The 23,347-nt window shown below is 72.0% G+C and carries 19 protein-coding genes and 2 pseudogenes; 5 read left to right on the forward strand and 16 right to left on the reverse strand.

What is annotated here, in order from left to right; genetic code table 11:
- Positions 1 to 6: 6 nt before the first annotated feature.
- The 3 genes from PV734_RS07000 (at position 7) to PV734_RS07010 (ending at position 2,716) form a co-directional block, all read left to right on the forward strand.
- Positions 7 to 1,500: a bifunctional phosphatase PAP2/diacylglycerol kinase family protein gene (locus PV734_RS07000; protein ID WP_319288941.1), complete on the forward strand. Its 1,494-nt coding sequence runs from the start codon at positions 7 to 9 to the stop codon at positions 1,498 to 1,500.
- Positions 1,501 to 1,633: 133 nt separating this feature from the next.
- Positions 1,634 to 2,467 carry a class I SAM-dependent methyltransferase gene (locus PV734_RS07005; protein WP_319288942.1) on the forward strand — a complete coding sequence of 278 codons (834 nt, stop codon included), beginning with the start codon at positions 1,634 to 1,636 and terminating at the stop codon, positions 2,465 to 2,467.
- A gap of 78 nt (positions 2,468 to 2,545) precedes the next feature.
- A complete protein-coding gene (locus PV734_RS07010; RefSeq protein ID WP_319094675.1) occupies positions 2,546 to 2,716 on the forward strand; it encodes a hydrophobic protein in 171 nt (56 codons plus the stop codon).
- Between the two features lie 63 nt (positions 2,717 to 2,779).
- On the opposite strand, the pseudogene gvpK reads toward PV734_RS07010, so the two are convergent.
- The 4 genes and pseudogenes from gvpK to PV734_RS07030 all read right to left on the reverse strand — a co-directional run.
- Positions 2,780 to 2,869 (reverse strand): annotated as a pseudogene (gvpK, locus tag PV734_RS07015) (gas vesicle protein GvpK); the annotation flags it as partial.
- Positions 2,857 to 2,973, reverse strand: a pseudogene (gene gvpO / locus PV734_RS07020) (gas vesicle protein GvpO); the annotation flags it as partial. The pseudogenes gvpK and gvpO, both read right to left, overlap by 13 nt.
- A gap of 97 nt (positions 2,974 to 3,070) precedes the next feature.
- Entirely contained in the window at positions 3,071 to 4,942 is a 1,872-nt protein-coding gene (locus PV734_RS07025) for a transketolase (protein ID WP_319288943.1), read from the reverse strand.
- The gene (locus PV734_RS07030) at positions 4,939 to 6,333 is read right to left on the reverse strand and encodes an NAD(P)/FAD-dependent oxidoreductase (protein WP_319288944.1); all 1,395 of its coding nucleotides are present in this window, start codon (positions 6,331 to 6,333) and stop codon (positions 4,939 to 4,941) included. Before PV734_RS07030 ends, PV734_RS07025 begins: the two co-directional genes overlap by 4 nt.
- A 226-nt stretch (positions 6,334 to 6,559) precedes the next feature.
- Here PV734_RS07030 and PV734_RS07035 point away from each other — a divergent pair, with 226 nt between their 5' ends.
- Entirely contained in the window at positions 6,560 to 7,519 is a 960-nt protein-coding gene (locus PV734_RS07035; protein WP_319094672.1) for an LLM class F420-dependent oxidoreductase, read from the forward strand.
- An 80-nt stretch (positions 7,520 to 7,599) separates the two neighbouring features.
- Here PV734_RS07035 and PV734_RS07040 read toward each other — a convergent pair whose 3' ends face one another.
- The 12 genes from PV734_RS07040 to PV734_RS07095 form a co-directional block, all read right to left on the reverse strand.
- Positions 7,600 to 8,073, reverse strand: coding sequence for a phage holin family protein (locus PV734_RS07040; RefSeq protein ID WP_319288945.1), 474 nt, complete (start codon positions 8,071 to 8,073; stop codon positions 7,600 to 7,602).
- Positions 8,074 to 8,102: 29 nt separating this feature from the next.
- On the reverse strand, positions 8,103 to 8,696 hold the full coding sequence (locus PV734_RS07045; protein WP_319094670.1) for a GNAT family protein: 594 nt from the start codon (positions 8,694 to 8,696) through the stop codon (positions 8,103 to 8,105).
- Between the two features lie 26 nt (positions 8,697 to 8,722).
- Positions 8,723 to 8,977 carry a LapA family protein gene (locus tag PV734_RS07050; protein ID WP_319094669.1) on the reverse strand — a complete coding sequence of 85 codons (255 nt, stop codon included), beginning with the start codon at positions 8,975 to 8,977 and terminating at the stop codon, positions 8,723 to 8,725.
- Between the two features lie 74 nt (positions 8,978 to 9,051).
- A complete protein-coding gene (locus tag PV734_RS07055) occupies positions 9,052 to 9,981 on the reverse strand; it encodes an LD-carboxypeptidase (protein ID WP_319288946.1) in 930 nt (309 codons plus the stop codon).
- Positions 9,978 to 11,936, reverse strand: coding sequence for a prolyl oligopeptidase family serine peptidase (locus tag PV734_RS07060; RefSeq protein ID WP_319288947.1), 1,959 nt, complete (start codon positions 11,934 to 11,936; stop codon positions 9,978 to 9,980). The genes PV734_RS07055 and PV734_RS07060 overlap by 4 nt, the downstream gene beginning before the upstream one ends.
- Positions 11,937 to 11,951: 15 nt before the next feature.
- Positions 11,952 to 13,256 carry a M20/M25/M40 family metallo-hydrolase gene (locus PV734_RS07065; protein ID WP_319288948.1) on the reverse strand — a complete coding sequence of 435 codons (1,305 nt, stop codon included), beginning with the start codon at positions 13,254 to 13,256 and terminating at the stop codon, positions 11,952 to 11,954.
- Positions 13,249 to 14,082, reverse strand: coding sequence for a M55 family metallopeptidase (locus tag PV734_RS07070; RefSeq protein WP_319094665.1), 834 nt, complete (start codon positions 14,080 to 14,082; stop codon positions 13,249 to 13,251). Before PV734_RS07070 ends, PV734_RS07065 begins: the two co-directional genes overlap by 8 nt.
- A gap of 224 nt (positions 14,083 to 14,306) precedes the next feature.
- Entirely contained in the window at positions 14,307 to 15,224 is a 918-nt protein-coding gene (locus PV734_RS07075; protein ID WP_319094664.1) for a hypothetical protein, read from the reverse strand.
- Positions 15,225 to 15,461: 237 nt separating this feature from the next.
- Positions 15,462 to 16,187 (reverse strand): class I SAM-dependent methyltransferase, encoded by a 726-nt coding sequence (locus tag PV734_RS07080; RefSeq protein WP_319094663.1) that lies wholly within the window; start codon positions 16,185 to 16,187, stop codon positions 15,462 to 15,464.
- A 198-nt stretch (positions 16,188 to 16,385) separates the two neighbouring features.
- A complete protein-coding gene (locus tag PV734_RS07085; RefSeq protein ID WP_319288949.1) occupies positions 16,386 to 18,857 on the reverse strand; it encodes a SpoIIE family protein phosphatase in 2,472 nt (823 codons plus the stop codon).
- Positions 18,858 to 19,054: 197 nt separating this feature from the next.
- Complete coding sequence (locus PV734_RS07090) at positions 19,055 to 21,439, reverse strand: MFS transporter (protein WP_319288950.1); 2,385 nt, start codon at positions 21,437 to 21,439, stop codon at positions 19,055 to 19,057.
- Positions 21,440 to 21,611: 172 nt separating this feature from the next.
- Positions 21,612 to 22,055 carry an SRPBCC family protein gene (locus tag PV734_RS07095; RefSeq protein WP_319094660.1) on the reverse strand — a complete coding sequence of 148 codons (444 nt, stop codon included), beginning with the start codon at positions 22,053 to 22,055 and terminating at the stop codon, positions 21,612 to 21,614.
- 171 nt (positions 22,056 to 22,226) lie between these two features.
- Between PV734_RS07095 and PV734_RS07100 the strand changes: the two genes are divergently transcribed.
- On the forward strand, positions 22,227 to 23,267 hold the full coding sequence (locus tag PV734_RS07100) for an Rv2578c family radical SAM protein (protein WP_319094659.1): 1,041 nt from the start codon (positions 22,227 to 22,229) through the stop codon (positions 23,265 to 23,267).
- The last annotated feature ends 80 nt before the right edge of the window (positions 23,268 to 23,347 follow it).

Below are 23,347 nucleotides of genomic sequence, written 5' to 3' on the forward strand. Positions count from 1 at the left end.
AGCCTCATGACCGCAGACATCGACCTCACCGTCCCGCAGCTCGGCAGCCACGCCCTGCGCGAGAAACTGCTGAAGCTCGACTTCCGGCTGTTCGAGACGGCAGCCACCAGGAACTGGCCCGGCGCCGAGCGCGTCCTGCCGAGGCTGAGCCGCAGCGCGAACCACGGCGTCCTGTGGTTCGCGACGGCCGCCGCCCTGGCGGCCACCGGGAGCCCCCGGGCCCGTCGGGCCGCCGTCCGGGGCCTGGCCTCGCTCGCCGTGGCCTCCGCGACGATCAACACGGTCGGCAAGCGCTCGGTACGCCGTCCACGCCCCGTGCTGGACGCCGTACCGATGGTCAGGCAGCTGAAGCGGCAGCCGATCACCACGTCGTTCCCGTCCGGCCACGCGGCGTCGGCGGCCGCGTTCGCGACGGGTGTGGCCCTGGAGTCCCGGGGGCTGGGTGCGGTGGTGGCACCGCTGGCCTTCTCGGTGGCGATGTCCCGCGTCTACACGGGTGTCCACTTCCCCAGTGACGTCCTCGCCGGCGCGGCCCTCGGCGCGGGCGCCGCGTTCGCCGTACGGGAGCTCATGCCGACCCGCGACCGGTCGGCGCCCCCGGCCCGGCCGCACGCCACGGCTCCGGCGCTGCCCGACGGCGAGGGTCTGGTCCTGGTGGCGAACACCGCGGCGGGCACCGCCGACCGGGTCCGCGCGCTGGAGGACGCGCTGCCGCTCGCGGAGATCGTGGAGTGCGCGCCCCAGGACCTGCCGGGCGAGCTGGAGAAGGCGGCGGCCCGCTGTCAGGTGCTCGGCGTGTGCGGCGGCGACGGCACGCTGAACACGGCCGCCGCGGTCGCCCTGCGTTACGGACGGCCGCTCGCGGTACTGCCCGGCGGCACGCTCAACCACTTCACGCTCGACCTGGGCGTCGAGGACGCCCGGGACGTCGGGCGGGCGGTCCGCCGGGGCGAGGCGGTGCGCGTGGACGTGGGCCGGTTCCGGTCCGGCGACCAGGAGGGCGTCTTCCTCAACACGTGCAGCCTGGGCGTCTATCCGGAGCTGGTGCGCGAACGGGAGCGCTGGTCCGACCGGATCGGCGCCTGGCCGGCCGGGGTGGTCGCCGCGGCCCGTGTCCTGCGCGGCGACCGCCATCCTCTGGAGGCTCGACTCCAGGGTGAGCGGCGCCCGTTGTGGCTGCTCTTCGCGGGCAACGGCACCTACCACCGGCTCGGCCTCGTACCGGCCCGCCGGGTCGACCTGGCGGACGGGCGGCTCGACGTACGGGTGGTGCACGGCGGCCGGGGGCCCTCGCTGCGCCTCCTGGCGGCGGCCGTGGCCGGCCCGTTGACCCGCTCCCCCGCCCATGCGGGCGTCCTGGTCAGCCGTCTCCACGTGGACGACGTGGCGCCGGGCACCCTCCTCGCGTACGACGGCGAGGTCACGGAGGTGGAGGGCAGCGTGACGCTCGAGAAACTCCCCGAGGCGCTCACGGTCTACCGTCCGCTCGGCCGGAACTGACCTCCGGTCGGCGCCAGTTGACGGACTCTGTCCATATCCCAAGACGTGTGTCTCATTATTCGGCACGACTGCGTACGGTGGTGAGCGAGTCGTTCGAAGCGGGTCGTTCGAGAAGACGAGAAGGGGCACGGTCATGTCCAAGCCGCAGTCACAGCCGCGGGAGACCGCCGTCTACACGCACGGGCACCACGAGTCCGTGCTCCGCTCGCACACCTGGCGCACCGCCGCCAACTCGGCGGCCTACCTCCTCGGCTCGCTGAAGCCGCACATGAGGATCCTGGACATCGGCTGCGGCCCGGGGACGATCACCGCGGACCTGGCCGAACTGGTCCCCGACGGACAGGTCACCGGCGTCGACCGGGCGCCGGGCGTCCTGGACCGGGCCAGGGCGACCGCCGCCGAGCGGGGACTCACCAACGTCGACTTCGCGGTCGCGGACATCCACGCGCTGGACTTCCCGGACGACACCTTCTGCGTGGTCCACGCCCATCAGGTGCTCCAGCACGTGGGTGACCCGGTGCGGGCGCTGCGCGAGATGCACCGGGTCACCAGACCGGGCGGGTACGTCGCGGTCCGCGAGTCGGACTACCTGGCCATGGCCTGGTATCCGGCGTCGGACGGCATGGACGACTGGCTGGACCTCTACCGGCGGGTGGCCCGGGCCAACGGGGGCGAGCCGGACGCGGGACGCCGGCTGAAGTCCTGGGCGCTGCGGGCCGGGCTCACGGACATCAGGGCCACCTCCAGCACGTGGACGTTCGCGGACACCGCCGAGCTGGCCTGGTGGAGCGGCCTGTGGGCGGACCGGACACTCGCGTCGGCCTACGCGGACCGGGCGACGGAGGGCGGTCTGGCGACCCCGGAGCGGCTGCGGGCGGTCTCGGAGGCCTGGCGGCAGTGGGGACGGCAGGAGGACGCCTGGTTCACCGTCCCGCACGGCGAGATCCTCTGCCGAAAGGCCGGCTGACACCGAAATACCGGCCGATTCCCCTGGGCGATGTCTGAGACTCCGATTTCGGGAAACTCGGGGCCCAGGAGGTTCACAATGGTTCCCATTCTGCTCGTACTGCTTCTGGCCCTGATTCTCTTCGGTGTCGGATTCGCGGTGAAAATACTCTGGTGGATCGCACTGATCGTGCTCGTCGTCTGGCTGCTGGGATTCCTGGTGCGGGGCACGAGCGCGAGTGGATCAAGGGGTCGCTGGTACCGCTGGTAGTCGGCAACCCGGCGAACCCCTTGCCGGGTAACCCGGTAACAGCGAATGACCCGTCCCAGGTGTTCAGTCCCTCGGCAGCAGGGGGCCCAGCGGCCCGAGGTCCGGATTCAGGTCCTCGGGCCGCAGCCCGTACCGCTCCCTCAGCTCGGCCACCGGAGTTCGCCCCGCTTGTCGAGGTCCACGCGGTAGCTCGCGAGCAGGCTCATGGTGTCGGGGACCCTGGTGAGTTCCAGGACCCCGTTCTCCAACGTCCGCCCCCGCCGCATCACTTCGTCCCGCGGACGGCTGCGCGCGGCCCGCTCGACCGCGTCCGCGACCGTCGGTCCGCGCGTACCCGCCGTACCGCGGCGTCGGTCACGGCGCGATCCCCTCCTCCACGAGCAGCCGGCCCGCCGCCATGATCGCCTCGGCGTCGATGCCCGCGGCGTGCAGCTGCTCGTCGGGGCTCGCCGAGCCGGGCATCGTACGAACGGCGAGGCGGGCGAGACGGGGCACCGGCCGTCCGTCGAGGAAGGCGTCGAGGACCGCGTCCCCGATACCGCCCTCCTCCCGGTGGTCCTCGACGGTGAGCAGACAGCCGGTCTCCTCGGCGGCCCGGCGCAGGGTGAGCCGGTCGACGGGCTTGACGGAGTACAGGTCGACGACCCGCACCGGGATGCCCTGGGCGTCGAGGGCGTCGGCGGCGGCCAGCGCCTCATGGACGGTCACGCCCGCCGCGACCACGGTCAGCCGGTCCTCGCGCCCGGCGGACCGCAGCACCTTGCTGCCGCCGACGGGGAACTCCTCGTCGGGCCCGTACAGCTGCGGTGTCCCGCCGCGCGAGGTGCGCAGATAGCGGATGCCGTCGAGGCCCGCCATGGTGGTGACGAGCCGCGCGGTCTGGTGGGCGTCGCACGGATAAAGGACCGTCGAGCCGTGCAGCGCGCGGAACATCGCCAGGTCCTCCAGGCCCATCTGGGAGGGCCCGTCCTGCCCGATCGCCACGCCCGCGTGCGAGCCGACCAGGTTGATGCCGGCCCCGCTGACCGCCGCCATGCGCAGGAAGTCATGGGCGCGGGTCAGGAAGGCGGCGAACGTCGACGCGTACGGCACCCAGCCGCGCGACGCCAACCCCACGGCGGCGGCGACGAGTTGCTGTTCGGCGATGTAGCACTCGAAGAACCGGTCGGGGTATTCCTTGGCGAAGGCCTCGGCTCGCGTCGAGTCGCTGACCTCGCCGTCGAGCGCCACGATGTCGCCCCGGGCGTTGCCGAGCGCGAGGAGCGCCTGCCCGTAGGCGTCCCGGGTGGCGACCTTCTCCCCCTCGTCCCAGCGGGGCGGTTCGAGGTGTCCGGCGCGTACGGCGTGCAGCGCGCGGGCGGCGCGCGGCTCGGGCGGGCGGACGCGCAGGTCGCGGGGCCCGCCGAGTTCGGTGATCGCGTCGTCGGCGTCCTTGAGCGGCTTGCCGTGCAGGCCCTCACGGTCCTCGACGGCCGCGACGCCCTTGCCCTTGAGGGTGCGGGCGAGGATGACGACAGGCTGCCGGGTCGTGGACTCGGCCTCGCCGTAGGCCCGGTCGACGGCCTCGACATCGTGCCCGTCGACCTCGACAGTGTGCCAGCCGAAGGCCTTGAACCGGCGGGCATAGGCGTCCAGATCGTGCCCGTGCCGGGTCGGCCCGCGCTGTCCGAGCCGGTTGACGTCGACGACGAGGACCAGATTGTCGAGCTGCTCGTACGAGGCGTGCTCGGCGGCCTCCCACACCGACCCCTCGGCCAGCTCGCTGTCCCCGCACATCACCCACACCCGGTATCCGGTGCCGTCGAGCCGCTTGCCGGCCAGCGCGATACCGACGGCCACGGGCAGCCCCTGGCCGAGCGATCCGGTGGCCGTCTCGACCCAGGGCAGCCGCCGGGGTGTCGGGTGCCCTTCGAGCCGGCTGCCGAGCGTGCGGTAGGTGAGCAGTTCGGCGTCGTCGATGACGCCGACCGCCTTGTAGGCGGCGTAGAGCAGCGGCGAGGCATGTCCCTTGGAGAGGACGAAGCGGTCGTTGCCGGGGTGGGTCGGCCGGTCGAAGTCGTAGCGGAAGTGGCGGGCCAGGAGTACGGCCATCAGATCGGCGGCGGACATGGACGAGGTCGGATGCCCGGAGCCCGCGGCGGCCGAGGCCCGGATGCTGTCGACACGCCACTGCTGTCCCAGCTCGGCGAGTTCGGCGGTGTTGTGCAGGGTTTCGGCGGTTTTCACGACTCTCCTTCCGATGGAGCGGACCACTGTGCGGCCCGTCCCGACGACTGTTCCGGCACCCGTTCCGGGGACCTGCGCGCGCCGTCCGGCACCCGGGCCGGCTCCGGCGACGCCGTGTCCAGCGGCACCGACCAGGACCGTACGAGCCCCAACTGCACGCCCTGGCGCGGGAGTACGGCGTCCAGCAGCCAGTCCGCCGCGACGCGCACCCGGTTTCCTGGCATCGCCGCGAGGTGGTAACCCCGGGTGACCGCGCCGGCGACGGGTCCGGACAGTGAGACGCCGAGCGGGTTGGCGGCGGCCTTGACCCCGCCCAGATCGACGACGAACCCCAGGCCACGGTGGCGGTAGGCGGTGCGGGACCCGAGGCCGAGCGAGGCGGCGACATTGCGGGCGGCGGCCTTGCCCTGCCGCCAGGCGTGCTGCGCGGTCATGCCGGTGAACTCGCCGGGCTTGTTCAGGTCGGGCACGGCGGCGGCGTCGCCGCAGGCGAACACCTCGGGGTGGCCCGGCACCTGGAGGAAGGGGTCGACGATCAGCCGGCCACGTTCCAGGGGCTGCCCGATGCTCTCGACCAGCGGGTCGGGGCGGACCCCGACGCACCACACGAGGGTGCGCGACTCGACGAACTCCCCGTCGGACAGCAGGACTCCACCGGGCGTCGCCTCCTTCACGGAGGTTCCCGTGCGGACATCGATGCCCCGCTGCCGCAGCACCCGGTCGGCGGTGCGCGACAGTTTCCCGTCGAGCTGGGGCAGGACGCGCGGCGCGGTGTCCAGGAGCAGCCAGCGTGGCCGAACGCCGTCGCGCCGGGGTTGCCCGCGCATCAGCGCGTCGGTGAACAGCTGCCCGTGCGCGGCGACTTCGGTGCCGGTGTATCCGGCGCCGGCCACGACGAACGTACAGCGGGCCGCGCGGCTCCCGGGGTCGTCGGCGGTGGCCGCGAGTTCGACCTGCCGGGTCACGTGGTCGCGCAGATACAGCGCCTCGGGCAACCCGCGGAAGCCGTGGGCGTTCTCGGCGACGCCGGGTACGGGCTGCAGTTTGTTGACGCTGCCGACGGCGAGGACGAGCCGGTCGTAGCCGAGGGTTCCGCTCTCGCCCTCGGGGTCCGTGTAGCGCACGGTGCGCGCGTCGAGGTCGATGCCGTCGGCGTCCGCCTCGCCGAGCACCAGGCGCACCCCGCGCAGGGTGCCGGGGAGGGAGACGGTGACGCGGCGGGGTTCCAGGACACCGGCGGCGACCTGGGGCAGCAGGGGCAGGTACAGGAAGTGGTCGGTCGGGTTCAGCAGGGTGATGTCGGCCTTCTGCCGGGTCAGCCGGGCCAGGGTGCGGGCCGTCTGGTACCCGGCGAAGCCCGCGCCGACGATCAGGATGCGGGGTCGACTCACGTTTTCGCCTCCGGCGGTGTCGCGTGTGCTGAGCCTTCGGTCAGTCGTACGAACGCCTGCGTGGACGTCGTACGGAACTTTCCGCGTCCCCCTGGTCAGGGCACCCAAACGTCTGCCGCCGCCCGGTTCGGCCGACCGCGCATCGACCTCGGTGCGCCGGTTTCCCCGCCGTCCGCTGGGTACCCGGAACGGACCCCGACCCGCTCTCTTCCGGAGGTGCTTCTCCATGCCCGAATACGGCTATTTCCTCGCGTGCGAGGAATTCGGTCCGGCGGACCTCGTCGAGCAGGCGAGGCAGGCCGAACAGGCCGGATTCCAGGCGCTGTGGATCTCGGACCACTACCACCCGTGGAACGGCGCGCAGGGCCAGAGCCCCTTCGTGTGGTCCGTGATCGGCGCGCTGTCCCAGGCCGTGTCGCTGCCCATCGAAACAGCCGTGACCTGCCCGACCGTACGCATGCACCCGGCGGTGGTGGCGCAGGCGGCGGCGACCAGCGCGGTGCTGACCGAGGGCCGTTTCCGGCTCGGCGTCGGCTCGGGCGAGGCGCTGAACGAGCACGTCCTGGGCGATCGGTGGCCGCCCGCGCACACCCGCCTGGAGATGCTGGAGGAGGCCATCCAGGTGATGCGCCGCCTCTTCACCGGCGAGGAGGTCAACCACCGCGGCCCTCACTACACCGTCGAGAACGCCCGTCTGTACACCGTCCCCGACGAGCCCGTCCCGATCGACGTCTCCGGCTTCGGCCCCCAGGCCACCGCGCTCGCCGCCCGCGTGGGCGACGGCTACATCACCATGGGCCCCGACGAGGACCTCACGACCCAGTTCCGCAAGGGCGGCGGGGGCGCGGGTCTCGTCAGCGGCGGCACGAAGGTCTGCTACGGCACCGACCGCGACGAGGCCGTCCGTACGGTGCGCCGGCTGTGGTCCAACCAGCTGCTGCCCGGCGAGATGGCCCAGATCCTGCCCACCCCGCGCCACTTCGAGCAGTTGGAGCCGCTGGTCACCGAGTCCATGGTGAGCGAGAACACCGTCTGCGGCGCCGACGTCGACGCACATGTCTCGGAGCTGTCCGCCTTCGCCGACGCGGGCTTCGACCGGGTCTACGTCAGCCAGATCGGCCCCGACCAGCGCGGCTTCTTCGACTTCTACCGCACGAAGGTGCTGCCCCAACTGCAGGGCGGCTGAACAGGAACAGGGGAAACAGGGGAACATACGAAACGGGCCGCCGACCCAGCTGGGTCGGCGGCCCGTTTCTCCTGGAAGGCTCATGGCCGGTGGTGCGGCCCCTCGGGGTCGATGCCGTCCCGGGCGGGCGTTCCGGGCGCGGTGGCGTTCGGCGCGGCCGGGGGCACGGGCGGCACGGGCACGCCGAACCCCTTGGCAGGCGCCGAGACCGGCGGGTCCGCGGCCGCGCCGACGCTGCCGGCCGGGGGGTGCGTACGGGACGGGCCCGGTCGGGCCATGTTGCGCAGGGAGTAGGCCAGGGCACCGAGGACCACCGCCGTGATGAGGGCGGCGGCCCAGTCCGGCAGCCCCGTCGCCAGGCCCAGCCCGAGGGCGAGCGCGAGAGCCGCGCCCGCGTACAGGGCAACGGCGCCCGACGTGGCGTACAGCGCTGCGGTGCGGCGCTGTTTGCGGGTCTGCTCACGCAGTTCGTCACGCACGGCCTCGCGCGCCACCCGCGCAAGCTCGTCGACCAGATGCTTGTCGAGATGTTCCAGGTGATCGATGCGGTCCATGACCGCCGGATACCCCGGCCCTCGCCCGCCTAACGCCGACGGCCGCGGGCGCCCGGCTGCTTCCTCAGCATGTCCGAGGTGATCGCCCACCGTTCGTGGTCCCGCCAAGCGCCGTCGATGTAGAGGAAGTTCGGCGAGAAGCCCTCCAGCCGGAAGCCGCAGCGCCGGGCGAGGGCGATCGAGGCGGCGTTGCCCGGCTGCACGTTGATCTCCAGCCGGTGCAGCCGCAGGCGCGGCCCGAAGGCGTACCGCACGACGAGACCGAGACCCTCGCCCATCAGCCCCCGCCCGGCCGCGTGTGCGAAGGCCCCGTAACCGAGGGCGCCGCACAGAAAGCCGCCCTGGACGATGTTGTTGATGTTCACGAACCCGGCGACGGCCCCACCCTCTCCACCGGTCCCGTCGCCCTTCTCGCACACGAGGAACCCGGCCTTCGTCGGATCCTCGATCAGCCGCCCGGCGTACGCGGCGTAGGCGTCCGGGCCGGCCGGCGGAGCCAGCCAGGGGTGGTGCAGTTCCCGGCTCTCCCGCACCCGGGCGATGAACTCGGGGCCGTCCTCGTAGGTGAACGGACGTATGCCCACACGGGGCCCTTCGGCGAGGTACTCACTGCGCTCGGACACTCAGCCACCTTACGCACGGCGCCTGTTCATCTCCGGCGCCGCATGAAGTAGGCCCCGCAGAGGGCGCCGATGACCGCGGTGCCCAGCAGCGCCATCCACAGAGGCATGGTCACCTCGGGGATCAGCAGCCGGATCCTGGTGGCGCGGGTGTTCTCGAAGATGAAGATCAGGGCGAGCAGGGCGAGCGCCCCGACGGCGACCCTGGCGGGCGTGAGCAGCCCCCGCGCGCCGGAGGCCCTGCCACCGGCGCTGCCACCGCTCTCGAAGGTCTTCGGGCTCATGAGGCCAGCATGGGCCGAGCCAGGGCTTCCCGCGCGCCCGGAGGTACGCCGGACGGGTGACGGCACCGCGCCGCTCAGCGCAACGCCGGCTCCTCCAGCGTCAGTGTCCCCGCGTCCGCGTCCAGTTCGGCGGCCACCCCGAAGGGGATCGTCAGCGCCCCGTCGCAGTGTCCGAACCCGAACCCCTCCACCACCGGCACCCCGAGCCGGCCGAGCCGGTCGGCGAACACGGCGCGCAGGTCCTCGTACGGACCGCACCGCTCCCACGAGCCGAGCGCGATCCCGGCGACGCCGTCGAGCCAGCCGGTCCGCAGCAGTTGGGTGAGGGTCCGGTCGATCTGGTACGCGCTCTCCCCCACGTCCTCGATCATGACCAGTCCGCCGCGCGCGCCGGGCCGGGCGTGCGGGGTGCCCCGTTCGGTGGCGAGCATGATCAGGCAGCCGCCGAGGGTGACACCCCGGGCCCGCCCGGGCACCAGGGCCCCGGCGCCTTCCAGGGCGGTGACGACCCGTACCGACTCCGGATCGAACAGCGTCGCCCGCAACTGCTCCTGGGTCCGCGCGTTCTTGAGGAAGTCGACGGCGGAGATCATCGGACCGTGCAGGGTGGCGAGTCCCAGACGGACCGCGAACGCCTCGTGCAGGGCGGTGATGTCGCTGTAGCCGACGAACACCTTGGGACCGGCCGCCCGCAGCGCGTCCCAGTCGAGCAGGTCGACCATGCGCTGCGCGCCGTAGCCGCCCCGGGCGCACAGCACCGCGTCGACCGCGGGATCGCACCAGGCGGCCTGGAAGTCGGCGGCGCGGTCGGCGTCGGTGCCCGCGAGGTAGTCGAACTCCCCGTGCCGGTCCAGGACATGGGGCGCGACCACGGGATCGAGGCCCCAGCCGCGCAGCAGGTCGAGCCCGGACTGCAGCCGCTCCTCGCGCACGGGTCCGCTGGGCGCGACGACGGCCACGCGGGCACCCGGCGCGAGCCTCGACGGCCTTACCAGTGGCTTCACTTGACGAGCTCCAGGGTGGGAATGCCGGGCGGGGTGAGCCCGAAGACCTGTGCGTACAGGGAGAGTTCGGCCTCCAGGACGCGTACGGTCGTGTCCGCGCGCCGGAATCCGTGCCCCTCCCCCTCGAACGCGAGGTAGCGGTGCGGCACTCGTCGCCCCTCCGCGGCGAGACGGGCGAGGAAGCGCTCGCACTGCACGGGCGGGCAGATGACGTCGTCCAGCCCCTGCAGCAGCAGGAAGGGTGCGGTGATGTCGGCGGCGTGCTCGGCGGGCGAGCGCTCCAGATAGCGGCCCGGGACCTCGGCGAGCGGTCCGACCAGGGACTCCAGGTACTGCGACTCGAAGTCGTGGGTCTCCCCCGAGCCCCAGCCGGCCAGGTCGAGGATCGGGTAGAGGATCGTGCCGCAGGCGTAGACGTCGGTGCCGGTGAGGGAGGCCGCCGCGGTCCAGCCACCCGCGCTGCCGCCCCGGACGGCGAGCCGGGCACTGTCGGCGGTGCCCTCTTCGGCGAGGGCGAGCGCGACGGCCGCGCAGTCCTCGACGTCGACGACGCCCCACTGTTCGCGCAGCCGGTTGCGGTATTCGCGCCCGTACCCGGTGGAGCCGCCGTAGTTGACCTCGGCGACGCCGATGCCCCGGGAGGTGAAGTAGGCGATCTCCAGGTCGAGCACGAGCGGCGCCCGCCCGGTCGGCCCACCGTGCGCCCACACGACGTACGGGGGCAGCTCGTCGTCGGGCGCCGTGTGACCGGGGTGGTGCGGCGGATAGATGTGCGCGTGGATGTCCCGGCCCTCCGGGCCGGTGAAGGTGCGGATCTGCGGCTCGGGGTAGTACACGGGGTCGACCGGGTCCTGGTGGGCGGCGCCGACGACCCGGGCCCGTCCCGTACGGGTGTCCAGCTCGACCACCTCGTAGGCGCTGCGGGGACTGGCCCCGACGGCGACGACCCTCTCCCCGTGCACGGCGAGGGTGGCCGCGAACTCGGTCCAGGGGCCGGCCGCGTCGACGACGTCGCCGGTCTCGGGGTCCAGGATGCCGAGCGTGGTCGCCCCGCGCCCGTGCACGACCGCGACGAGGCCGCCGTCCAGCGGGGCGAACCAGCGCTGCCCGACCTTCCACAGCGCCCCGCCGAACTCCTCCGGTCGGGGACACACGGCCACGTCGTCCCGGTACAGGTTCCACCAGCCTGAGCGGTCGCTGACGTACAGCAGGGCTCCGTCGCTCGCCCAGTCGACCTGCGCGATCGACTCGTCGGTCCCGCCGGCGACCGTCCGGGCCCCGCTCAGCGTGCCGTCGGCGCCCACCTCCGCGAGGACCAGCTCCGTGCCGTCCCAGGGCATCCGAGGGTGGTCCCAGGCGAGCCAGGCCGCACGCAGTCCGTCGGGCGAGACGCGGGCTCCGGTGACGAACCGGTGGGCGTCGTCGGTGAGTTCACGGACGGCGTCCCGCGCCTCGGCGGCCGACCCGTCCAGCGGCACGGCGGCGAGGACACGCCGTACGTCGGTGGGTCCGTCGCCGGTGAACTCCTCCAGTACGCACCAGACTTCACCGAGGTCGAGCCGCAACTGCGGCTCCACCCAGCGCAGTCCGCCGCCGACCGGGGACAACGGCGTGAGCGGGCGCGGTTCCTGACCCTCCTGAAGGCGGTACAGCCGCTGATCGGCGAAGTTGACGAAGACGACCAGCGGGCCGTCGTCGCGCATGACGCCGGCCCATGGATGACCGCCGTACTCCATGACCCGGCTGCGCACGTTCCACGGGGCGTCCAGGACCGACTCCTGGGAGCCGTCCGCGCGCCGCCGCACCAGGGTGCGCCGGCCGCCCTCGGTGGGCCGGGGTTCCGTCCACCATGCCTCGTCCCCGACGAAGCCCACGCAGTCGGGCGACCCGTCGTGCGCGGCGGCGAGTTCCGCGTCGATGGGCGAGAGCCATGATCCGTACGGCAGTGTCTGCACTGTCTTCCCCACTCCCTAGGCCGTGCGCAGGAACCGGTCGAGTACCCGGACACCGAAGTGCAGCGCCTCGACCGGGACGCGCTCGTCGACACCGTGGAAGAGTGCCTGGTAGTCGAGGCCCTCGGGCAGCTTCAGCGGCGCGAACCCGTATCCGGTGATGCCGAGCCGCGAGAACTGCTTGGCGTCGGTGCCACCCGACATGCAGTACGGCACCACGAGCCCCTCGGGTGCGAACTCCTCGACGGCAGCGCGCATCCGGGCGTACGTGGGTGAGTCCACGGGCGCCTGCAGGGCCACCGAGCGGTGGTGGAACTCCCAGGTGACGTCGGGGCCGGTGAGTTCGTCGAGGGTGTCACGGAACTCGTCCTCGCAGCCGTGCAGGAAGCGTCCGTCGACGTACGCCACGGCTTCCCCGGGGATGACGTTGACCTTGTAACCGGCGTTCAGCATGGTCGGGTTGGCGCTGTTTCGGACGGTCGCCTCGACGAGCCGGGCGGCGGGTCCGAGCTTGGTGAGGAGTCCGTCGACGTCGTCCAGGCCGGGATCGACGCCGTAGACGGCGGCGAGGCGCACGAGGGCGGCTTCGACGGTCGGGGTGAGGCGTGGTGGCCACTCGTGGGCGCCGATGCGGGCGACGGCGGCGGCGAGGCGGGTGACGGCGTTGCTGTGGTTGACCTTCGAGCCGTGCCCGGCCCGGCCCTTGGCGGTCAACTTGAGCCAGGCGGTGCCGCGTTCACCGGCGGCGATGGGATACAGGTGGCGTCCGTCGCCGTCGTGGAAGGTGAACGCCCCGGACTCGCCGACCCCTTCGGTGCACCCGTCGAACAACTCCGGGTGCTCGGCGGCCAGGAACTCGGAGCCGTCCGCCGCGCTGTCCTCCTCGTCGGCGGTGAACGCGATCACGATGTCGCGCCGGGGCCGGACGCCGTGGCGGGCCCACTGCCGGACGACGGCGAGGATCATCGCGTCCATGTTCTTCATGTCGACGGCGCCCCGCCCCCAGACGACGCCGTCGCGGATCTCCCCGGAGAACGGGTGGACGCTCCAGTCGCCGGCCTGTGCGGGTACGACGTCGAGGTGGCCGTGCAGAAGCAGTGCGTCGGCGGAGGGATCGGTGCCCTCGATCCGGGCGACCACGTTGGTGCGCCCCTTCCGCCGCTCCAGGAGCTCGGGTTCGAGGCCGGTCTCCGCGAGCAGCGCGGCGGCGTACTCGGCGGCCGGCCGCTCGACGCAGTCGCCGCCGCCGTGGTTGGTCGTGTCGATCCGGATCAGGTCCGAGGTGAACGACACCACCTCGTCGAGCGCCTGCTGGTCAGCCATACTGCTCCTCCACCGCGGCCGATGCGATCGTCGTGACCGCTTTGAAGGTACGAATGCCCTCGTACATTGTGCCGCTGGTGTAGGCCACTTTGCGCTCACCGATCCGCGCGACGCCGGGCACGACGGTGGCGGCCATGGCGAGATGCTCGGCGTCGAACTCCAGGGCGACGGTGAACGGGCCGCCGACGACGGGCTCGTGCCGCACGGCGAGTGCGGCGGCCTCCTTGGCGGCCGCCCGGATGTCGGCCGCGGTCCTGGCGGGTGTCCGGCAGACGGCGGCGTACCGCGAGACATGGTCCTTGACGGCGACCTTCAGCGCCTCGGGCGCGTAACCGAGGGCGTCCTCGCAGGCGTGGTCGTCACCGGTGACGAGGACGACGGGAACCCCGTACTCGGCGACCACATGGGAGTTGAGGAGCCCTTCGCTGGCCCGCACGTCGTTCACCCACACGCCGGTGATGGAGTTGGCGAGGTAGGTGTGGGCCAGGACGCCCTCCATGCCGGCGCCCGCGTGATAGCCGACGAAGGCGATGCCGTCCACGTCGCCGTGCTGCACGCCCTCGACCATGGACAGCGACTTGTGGCGCCCGGTGAGCATCTCCACCCGCTCGTCGAGCCGTTCGAGGAGCAGGTTGCGCATGGTCCAGTGGGCCTCGTTGACCAGCACCTCGTCGGCGCCGCCGTCGAAGAAGCCGAGCACGGCGGCGTTGACGTCCGAGGTGAACATCGAACGGCACCGCTCCCACTGCGGGGTGCCCGGCAGTACGTCGGCCGGCCAGGTGACGCCGGTGGCGCCCTCCATGTCGGCGCTGATGAGAATCTTCATGGTGAGACAGTCCCGTCGCAGGTCAGCGGCTCGCTGTCCGAACGTTACGCGCCGGGCTCCGTCCCGGCCAGGAAGCCCCGCTCCGGCCGCCCGGGTGAGATCACGGATCTCCGGACCCGACCGTTCGGTTGCCGGGCGGACACGACAGCCCCGCCTCCCTGCGGAGACGGGGCTGTCGAACGGAGCTGTGCCCTACGGGACGACGGTGGTCCGTCGACGCCCGGTCAGGCGCGGCGGGAGCGGCGGGCCAGGAAGAGCGCGCCGGCGCCGAGGGCGACCACGACGGCCGCCACACCGGCGATCGGGCCGACCGGCGCGCCGGCGCCCGTCTCCGCCAGCGGCGGGGTGCTCTCACTGGGCGAGGGCTCCGGGCTGGTGGGCGGCGTCGACTCGGCCGGGGGCACGTCCGGCGTGGTGGGCGGCGTGGTGGAGGTGTCCGGCGTGGTCGGCGGGGTCGTCTCGACCGGCGGCTCGCTGCCCGCGGGGGTCGTGGGCGGCGCGGGGGTGGTCGGCGTGGCCGGGGTGCTCGGCGCGGGCTCCGACGGCGTGGGGGCGGGCGGCTCGGAGGCGCCGGTGTCACACGGCTTCTCCCCTCCGTTCCAGGCGGCTATGAGGTGGTACGGGGTGACCACGTTGTCGGGCTGGTAGGGAGCGGGCCCGTGGCCCTCCCCCGTCTGGCCGTCGTAGGCGATGTCGTCGCCGTACAGGTCGATCTGCCCGTAGCAGTCCGGGGTCTTCACGCTCAGCTTCTGCCAGGCGTGTTCGGCGCCACCCTCGTCGGCGACATCGGCGGAAGTGAGGTAGACGGTGTCCTTGTCGACCATCGTCTGGTGGCCGGAGGTGTTCCAGTTCGGACCCTCCGTCGTGTACTCCGCCAGGGACACGGGGTACTTGCAGCCCTCCCCGACACTCTGGCCCGGGGCCAGCCGCACCTCGACGGCGCCGGGAACGCTGCTCCAGGCGTGGAACCCGCCCTGCGAGGTCCAGTCGCCGCCGGCGATGCGGTACTGGACGGTGGCGGACTGGCACGTCCCGCCCGTGGTCGCGCTCGCCGTGCCCGCCGCGAGGACGGGTACGGCAGCGGCGGCGAAAGCGGTTGCGGCGAGGACGGAAAGAGTTCTGGGGTGACGCGAACTCGACAAAATGGGCCTCTGTGGATCGTGGCGTGTGGGAGGTGTTTCAAGCGCCAGCGACCGGCGCGGCGGATGCCACGAAGGCTCACGCGGCCAGGTCACTCGCATCACTTCGCTCGCTTCAGTCACAACGAAGTGATGCGAATTCTGGTCACCTTTCACGACTCCCGTCAATCCTTCACGGGTTCACCACATACCGGATTGATCACGACGGCCGTCGGCCTCGCGGTCCGGCCGCCACGATCCTCAGCGCTGCCGCGCCACCACGACCCATTTCGAGGGCAGCACGACGCGGGTTCCCTCTGCCGTGTACTCCGTCGTGGTGAGGGGGAGTTCGCCGCTCGCGAGGACCTCGAGTCCCGCCGCGCTCAGGTACACCGGCACCGCCGAGTCCGCCACCTCGCCCGGTGCGATGCCGTGCTGGAGAACCGGGCGCAGCTTGGGCGGCGGGCCCTCGGGGCGCTGGGCGAGGTCCATCAGCAGGGGGCGCGCGTCCTGCGACAGTTCGACCAGGAAGGCCCGGCCACGCTGTCCGATGAGGGTGGCGATGCCGTCGACGAGTGTCTGCCGGTCGTCGGCGTCGCACTGGTGGAGCACCCCGCGCATGTACAGGTTGGTGTCGCCGAGCTTTCCGTGCAGTTCCTCGACCTCGGTCCTCTCGGCGCAGTCGAGCAGTTCGTACTCGGCCGTGCCCTCCGGGTCGGCCTGCCGGGCGCGCTCGATCGCGGCGGGCGAGAGGTCGGCGCCGACGACCCTGGTGAACCGGTCGCTGAGGAACCGGGTCTGGGTGCCGTTGCCGCAGCCGAGGTCCAGGAAGGGCAACTCGAAGTCCGCGAGATGCGGTTCGAAGACGGCGAGGTGGAGACCGGCGGTCAGCATCGGCTCCGAGTCCCAGAAGACGGCCCCCTGACCATGGGGGGCCTCCCGCCAGAAGCCCTCCCAGGACTCCCTGTACCGACTCGTCACGCTCATGCCCAACTCCCCAGGGTGCGACGGCTGCCCGTCCCAGGCGGCGGGCAGTTCGGTCTACCGTGCCCCGGTCGCGCTCACAAGCGCACCGCGTATACCTTCACGGCTCGTTCGAGAGGTGTACGCCGGAGTGCGCCTGGCACGCCCGGCCCCGCGGCAACATCAATCCAAGCACAGGGCGGTGACATCGCCGACGGAGCGTCAGCGCCGACGTGGCAGCGTGAGCTCGAACCACACGGTCTTGCCCGTGCCCGTACGGCTGGCGCCCCACTCCCTGGCCAGTGTGCTCACCACACTCAGCCCGCGGCCGAACTCGGCTGTGGGCTCGGCACTGAGCAGCGTGGGCAGGGTGTGATCGTCGTCGTCCACCTCGCACAGCAGCGTCTCGCCGCGCACCAGCCGCAGTTCAAGGGGCCGACCGTGCGAGTGCCGTACGGCGTTGGTGACCAGTTCGTCGACCAGCAGTTCCGCGTTGTCCACCAGCCGCGCCAGGCCCCATTCGTGGAGCTGTTCACGGACCACGGCTCGGGCCCGGCCCACCTCGGGCGGGGTCGGGGCGAGCCGCCATTCGGCGACGTCGTCCGGTTCGATGCCGCTCAGCCGGGCCATCAGCAGCGCCACGTCGTCCTTGCGGCCCCCGCGCGTGTTGAGGGCGCGGATGATCGTGTCGCACGCGTCGTCCATGGAGGCGGCCGGGTGGGCGGCGGACTCGCAGAGCGTCGCCAGGCCCACGCCGATGTCCTCACCGCGTACCTCGACCAGGCCGTCGGTGCACATCACGAGCCGGTCACCGGGCGCCACGCGCACGCGTACCGCCTCGAAGGGCACTCCGCCGACGCCGATGGGCGCGCCGGTGGGCAGGTCGAGCAGTTCGCTCCGGCCGTCCTCCGCCCGGACCAGCACGGGTGGGATATGGCCCGCGTTGGCGATGTGCAGTTCGCCCGCGATCGGGTCGTAGACGGCGTAGAGGCAGGTCGCGAGGTAGGTGTCGCCCAGGCGCTGGGCGAGGTCGTCGAGGTTGCGCAGAAGCTGGGCGGGCGGCAGGTCCAGGGCGGCCATGGTCTGCACGGCCGTCCGCAACTGGCCCATCATCGCGGCCGAGTTGAGGCCGTGTCCCATGACGTCGCCGACGACGAGAGCGGTGCGGGCTCCGGGCAGTTTCACCGCGTCGAACCAGTCGCCGCCGACCCGGCCGAGCAGTGTGCCGGGCAGATAGCGGGTGGCGATGTCGCAGCCCGCCATGCGCGGCGGGATGTTCGGCAGCATGCTGTCCTGGAGGGTCTCGGCGACGCTCTCCTGGTAGGTGTACATGCGCGCGTTGTCCAGCACGAGCCCCGCGCGGGCGGCGAGTTCGGCGCCGGTGACGCGGTCCATGTCGTTGAACTCGACGCGCTCCGGGTGGCGCAGCAGGATCATGAAGCCGAGGACGACGTTACGGGCCTTCAGCGGGACGACCAGCATGGAGCGGCCGGTGATCAGCGGCCGGATGTCACGCTTCTCGAACTGCGAGGCGATCATGTGCCCCATCTGCTCGCTGATGCGCGGCACGAGCACGGGCTGACCGCTGGTCATGCACTGGAAGAACGGCGTGTGCGCCGGGAACGGCATGGCCTCACCGACCGGAACGACGTCGTCCCAACGACCCGGTTCATCGGTGTGTTCGAGGGCGACGCGGTGCCACATCGTCGTCGTGTCGGGCACGCCGTCGGGGAACCCCTCACCCGCGACGACCTGTTCACGCAGGTAGGTGCCCGCCACATCCGTGAAGCGGGGTACGACGGCTCTGCTGACCTCGACGATCGTGCGGGACAGGTCGAGGGAGGTGCCGATGCGTCCGCTGACCTCGTTGAGGAACTCCAACCGTTCGCGCACGGCCGCGTATTCGAGGTCCTCGACTTCGTCCTGCAGGTCCTCGGGCAGGGCCTCGCCGGCCAGCACCGCCCGGGCCGCGCGTTCCCGGCGGGCCTTGCGCTCGGCACGCCGGGGCACACCCCAGTCGGGGGTGACGGGAATCAGGTCGTTCTGGCTGAACTCCAGGACGGGATAGCCCAGTTCGAGAATCTGGGAGACGATGCGGGCGCTCTCCCCGACGCTCATGCTGGGCAGGATCTCGGGAAGCCTGCGGGCGAGTTCGTCGGCGCCGGGGAAGTCGGTGTGCAGGGCGAACCCGGGCGCGATGCGCTCGACGGCGCCCTCGTCGTCCTCGTGGCGCAGCCCGTCGGTGTCGGCGGCCAGCACGAGGAGCCGCTCGCTTCCGGGGCCCACCAGGGGGTAGGCCCACCACAGCACGTCGACGCGGTCGCCGTCCCGGTCGGGCGCCGCGAGACGGGCGCGGCCGGCCGTGCGGTAGGCGAGCCTGCCGTCGAGGGAGGACTCCAGGTCGGGTCCGAGGCCGTCGTAGGCCGTGTACGACCCGTAGGGCGTCGTGTTCTCGTCCTCGGTGTCGGGGAGGGCTCCGGAGACGGGCAGCAGGTCGACGGCGGGCCGGCCGAGGGCTTCCTCCTTGGAGGCGCCGAACAGGCGTCGCGCGCCGCGGCTCCAGTGCGAGACCAGGCCTTCGCGGTCGACCACGACGACGGCCAGCGGGATCCGGCCCGCCGGGGCGTGCTCCGCCGACGCGCTCTCCCCAGCCCCGCGGCTGGGAGGTACGCCCGTCTCGGTGCCACGGTCCATGGCGCAGGCCCCTTCTTCCCACGGCTCCGCAAGATCTGTGCCGTCGTCACCACCGTACGGCGCCGGTCCGTCGCGATGTGTGGCAATCCGCTAATTGGTCTTGGCCGGTCCGCTCCGGCGCGCGGACGCACGCCCCGCGCGCCGGTAGGGCCGAAACGACCGGCCGCCCGGCCGGTGCGGAGGCCCGGACCTGCTGGTCAGTCGTCGTGTCCGAGCCGGAGGTCGCGTTCCGCACGACCGCCGCCGGACACCTGGAGGACGGTGGCGACCGGCGGGTAACCGGAGGCGAGGACCGTGTACTCACCGGCGGCCAGGTCCACGAACCGGAACGTTCCGTCGGCCGAGGTGGTGAGTGTGTCCACGACGGTGCCGGTCATGTCGAGCAGGGTCACGCGCGCGTCCTCGACGGGCCGTCCGCCGCCCGCCCGCACGGTCCCCTTCAGGACCGCGCCGCCGGCGAGTTCGACGTCCTGGCAGGTCTCCCGGGACGCCTTCACGATGACGGGGAGCGCGGCCGGGCGGAACGCGGGCGAGCCAACGGCGAGGGTGTACTCACCGGCAACCAGTTCGGTGATGAGGTACCCGCCCTGGTGTCCGCTGCGGGTGGTCGCGACGACCTCGCCGTGCGTGTCGGTGAGCGTGACGGTGGCGTCCGGGACCGGATTGCCGTCCGCGCTCCGTACCCGCCCCGCCAGACGCCCGGCGCCGCCCAGGACGAGGTCCAGTTCGACGGGTCGTCCCCCGACCGTCACGGAGACCGCCTGGGGCTGGTGACCGCCGGCCGCGGCGATCATGACGTACGTGCCCGAGCCGGGTGTGGACAGCGCGTACCGTCCGTCCTCGGCGCTCGCGCCCCGCCCGATCTGCGCTCCCGTGACGTCGATGAGCGTGAGCGCCGCGCGCGGAACGACGGTCCCGTCCGGGTGCTGCACCGTGCCGGACACCGGGATTCCGGCGGTGTACGGCGCCCGGTTCTGCGGCATCGCCAGGGTGGCCGAGGTTCCCGCGGGGTCGAGGTCGGCGGGGGCGGTGTGGTGGGACACCAGCGGTTTCTCCTTCAGGAAGCAGGCGACGAGCAGACCGAGGACCAGTACCGGCACGAGGTAGAGGAAGATGCGCGGCATGGCGTCGGCGTACGCCCTGATGTAGCTGTCGCGCAGCGCCGGGGGCAGCGTGTGGACGAGCTGCGGGGTGAGCGAGTCGGGGTCGGGGAGGCGGGCACCCGCGCGCGCCGGGAGGCTCTCGCGCAGGGACTCGGCGAGCCGGTTCGCGAAGAGGGTGCCGAAGACCGCGGCGCCGACACTGCCGCCGATCTGCCGGAAGTAGTTGTTGGCGCTGGTCGCGGTGCCGAGGTCGGCCGGGCGCACGGAGTTCTGCACGGCGAGGACCAGGACCGGCATCACCATGCCGATGCCTGCGCCGAGGACGGCCATCCACAGGCTGTAGTGCAGCCGGGGCGTGTCCACTTCGAGGCGGGACAGCAGCCACATGCCGAGGGCCGCCAGGGCGCTGCCGAGGACCGGCCAGATCCGGTAGCGGCCGGTGTGGCTGATGAGCTGTCCGGAGATGACCGACGCGCCGACGATGCCGGCCATCATGGGCACCATCAGGAGCCCGGACTCGGTGGCACTGACGCCGTCGACCATCTGGAGGAAGGTCGGCAGATAGCTGGCGGCCCCGAAGAGCGCCACCCCGATCACCAGGCCCACGAGACCGGTGACGTTGAAGACGGAGTCCCTGAACAGCCGCAGCGGGATGAGGGGTTCGGGTGCGAAGTGTTCGGCGACGACGAAGAGCGCGCCGGCCACGACCGCTCCGGCGCCGAGCCCGAGGATCTCGCGCGAGTCCCACGCGTACTCGGTGCCGCCCCAACTGGTCAGCAGCACCAGGCAGGTGGAGGCGGCGGCGAGCAGCAACGCCCCGAGGAGGTCGAGCCGGGCCCTGACGGCGGGCTTCGGCAGTTTCAGTACGACGGTGACGACGGCCAGCGTCAGCAGCCCGAACGGCACGTTGAACCAGAAGCACCAGCGCCAGGAGAGGTGGTCGGTGAAGTAGCCGCCCAGGAGGGGCCCGGCGACCGAGGCGAGGCCGAACGCGGCGCCGATCAGGCCCATGAAGCGCCCGCGTGCGCGCGGCGGCACGATGTCCGCGATGATCGCCTGCACTCCGATCATCAACCCGCCCGCACCGGCGCCCTGCAGGGCGCGGAAGGCGATGAGCTGGTCCATGGTCCGCGACCGGCCGGCCAGCGCCGAGCCGACGACGAAGACGACGATCGCGAACTGGAAGACGCCCTTGCGGCCGAGCAGATCACCGAGTTTGCCGTAGAGGGGCAGTCCGACGGTGGCGGTGAGCAGATACGCGGTGATCGCCCAGGACATCTTGTCCAGACCGTGCAGCTCGCCGACGATCTTCGGGAGCGCGGTGGCGACGATCATCTGCTCCAGGGCGGCGAGCAGCAGCGCGAGCATGAGCCCGAAGAACACCAACCGGATCTGGCGCGGGCCGAGTTGTGGAGGTTCCGGCGGGGGTGCGGCGTACGCGGTGGCCGGTTCGTCCTGCACCAGAGTGATCCCGCCCACGTACCGCTCCCCTCGTCGCACCTACCGCACAATTCCCGCTTTGGGCGACAACTGTGAGCAAGCACGACGAGTTACGGCGTTCCGGTGCACGGGGGCGGAGATCCACTCGAACCGGTGAGAGGTACGGGGCGGCGGTCAACGCCCCTGGGGAGGTCGCCTCTTGGGCTGTTCCCTACTTCTCCACCTCGGTGGCGAGCCTGTCGAGGAGGCCGTCGTAGATGCGGGCGAGGCCCTTGGGGGCGAAGGTCCGCTCGAAGAAGCCGCCGATGCCGGTGGCGCCGGTCCAGACGCTGGTGACGACGACCCTCGACGTGCCCTCACCGGCGGGGGTGACGCGCCAGGTGGTGACCATCGAGGAGTTGCGGTCCTTCTCGACGAGTTCACCGTCGGTGGGCTCGCTGACCTCCAGGAGGCAGTCCCGGACGCGCTTGCTGGTGGCCTGGAGCTTCCAGTGGACGAGGGTGCCCTCGCCGTCGCCGCCCTCGCGCACCTCGTACTCGCTGAACTGCTCCGGCATCACCTTCGAGCGCGTGCCGCTGTAGTCGGCGAGGGCGTCGAACACCGTCTCCGCGTCCGCCGCGACGATGCGCTCCGTGGTGGCCTCGACCTGCGCCATTGCGTTCCTCCAGCAGCTGGTTCTTCGGGGGTTCGCGCTCACCCAACCACCCTGCCGCCCGGCCACCCAAATCGGGGTGCCCTCACGGACCTTCACGACACTCGAACATACGATCGCACGATCAAGGGAACATGTGTTCTATTCTGGGGTCAGTGCTACCGAGGAGGTGTCATGCGCTGGGAAAACCTCACAGTGGAGTCCGGCTCCGGCCCGGCCGACGCCGCGCTGTTCGGCGCGGACGCGGTGACCACCCGTACCTTCGACTCCCCCGAGTTCCGCGGGATCACCTTCCACGAGATCCGGGCCCGTTCGATCATCAACCGGGTGCCGGGAGCCTCACGCATGCCGTTCGAATGGACGGTGAACCCCTATCGGGGCTGCACGCACGCGTGCGTCTACTGTTTCGCCCGCAGGACGCACAGTTATCTGAACCTCGACACCGGTCTCGGCTTCGACTCCCAGATCGTCGTCAAGGTGAACGCGCCGGAACTGCTGCGCCGCCAGCTCGGCTCACGCCGCTGGCTCGGCGAGCACATCGCCATGGGCACCAACGTCGACTGCTACCAGCGCGCGGAGGGCCGCTACCGGCTGATGCCGGGCATCCTCACCGCCCTGCGCGACCACGCGAACCCCTTCTCGATCCTGACGAAGGGCACGCTGATCCTGCGCGACCTCGACCTCCTGGTGCAGGCCTCCCAGGTCACGGACGTCGGTGTCTCCGTCTCCGTCGGCTTCACCGACCCCGACCTGTGGCGCACGGTGGAACCGGGCACCCCCGCTCCGGAACGGCGCCTGGACGTCGTACGGACCCTGGCCGAGCACGGCATCGGCTGCGGGGTGCTGATGGCGCCGGTGCTCCCCTTCCTCAGCGACCACCCGGACCGGCTGCGGGCCACCGTGCGGGCGATCGCCGCCTCCGGGGCGACCTCCGTGACCCCGCTGGTGCTGCATCTGCGCCCCGGTGCCCGCGAGTGGTACATGGCCTGGCTGGGCCACCACCACCCCCATCTGGTGCGCCGGTACGAGCGGCTGTACGCGGAGGGCGCCTACGCGCCCAAGTGGTACCAGCGCCGGATCACCCGCCAGGTCCACGAACTCGCCCAGGAGTACGGAATCGGGCCCACGGGCACGGGGATGCCGCGCCGGATCACCGAGCCCGTCGCGGACGACCCCGCCGCGCTGCCCGAACCGGTCCAACTGACCCTCCTCTGAGGACAGCGGCCTGAGGACAGCAGCCAGAGGGCAGAGGGGGAAATCGGGAGGCCTCCGTACGTCCGCTCCGCCTAGGGTGC

The sequence above is a fragment of the Streptomyces sp. AK08-02 genome (assembly GCF_033795085.1).
GTDB classification, from domain to species: domain Bacteria; phylum Actinomycetota; class Actinomycetes; order Streptomycetales; family Streptomycetaceae; genus Streptomyces; species Streptomyces echiniscabiei.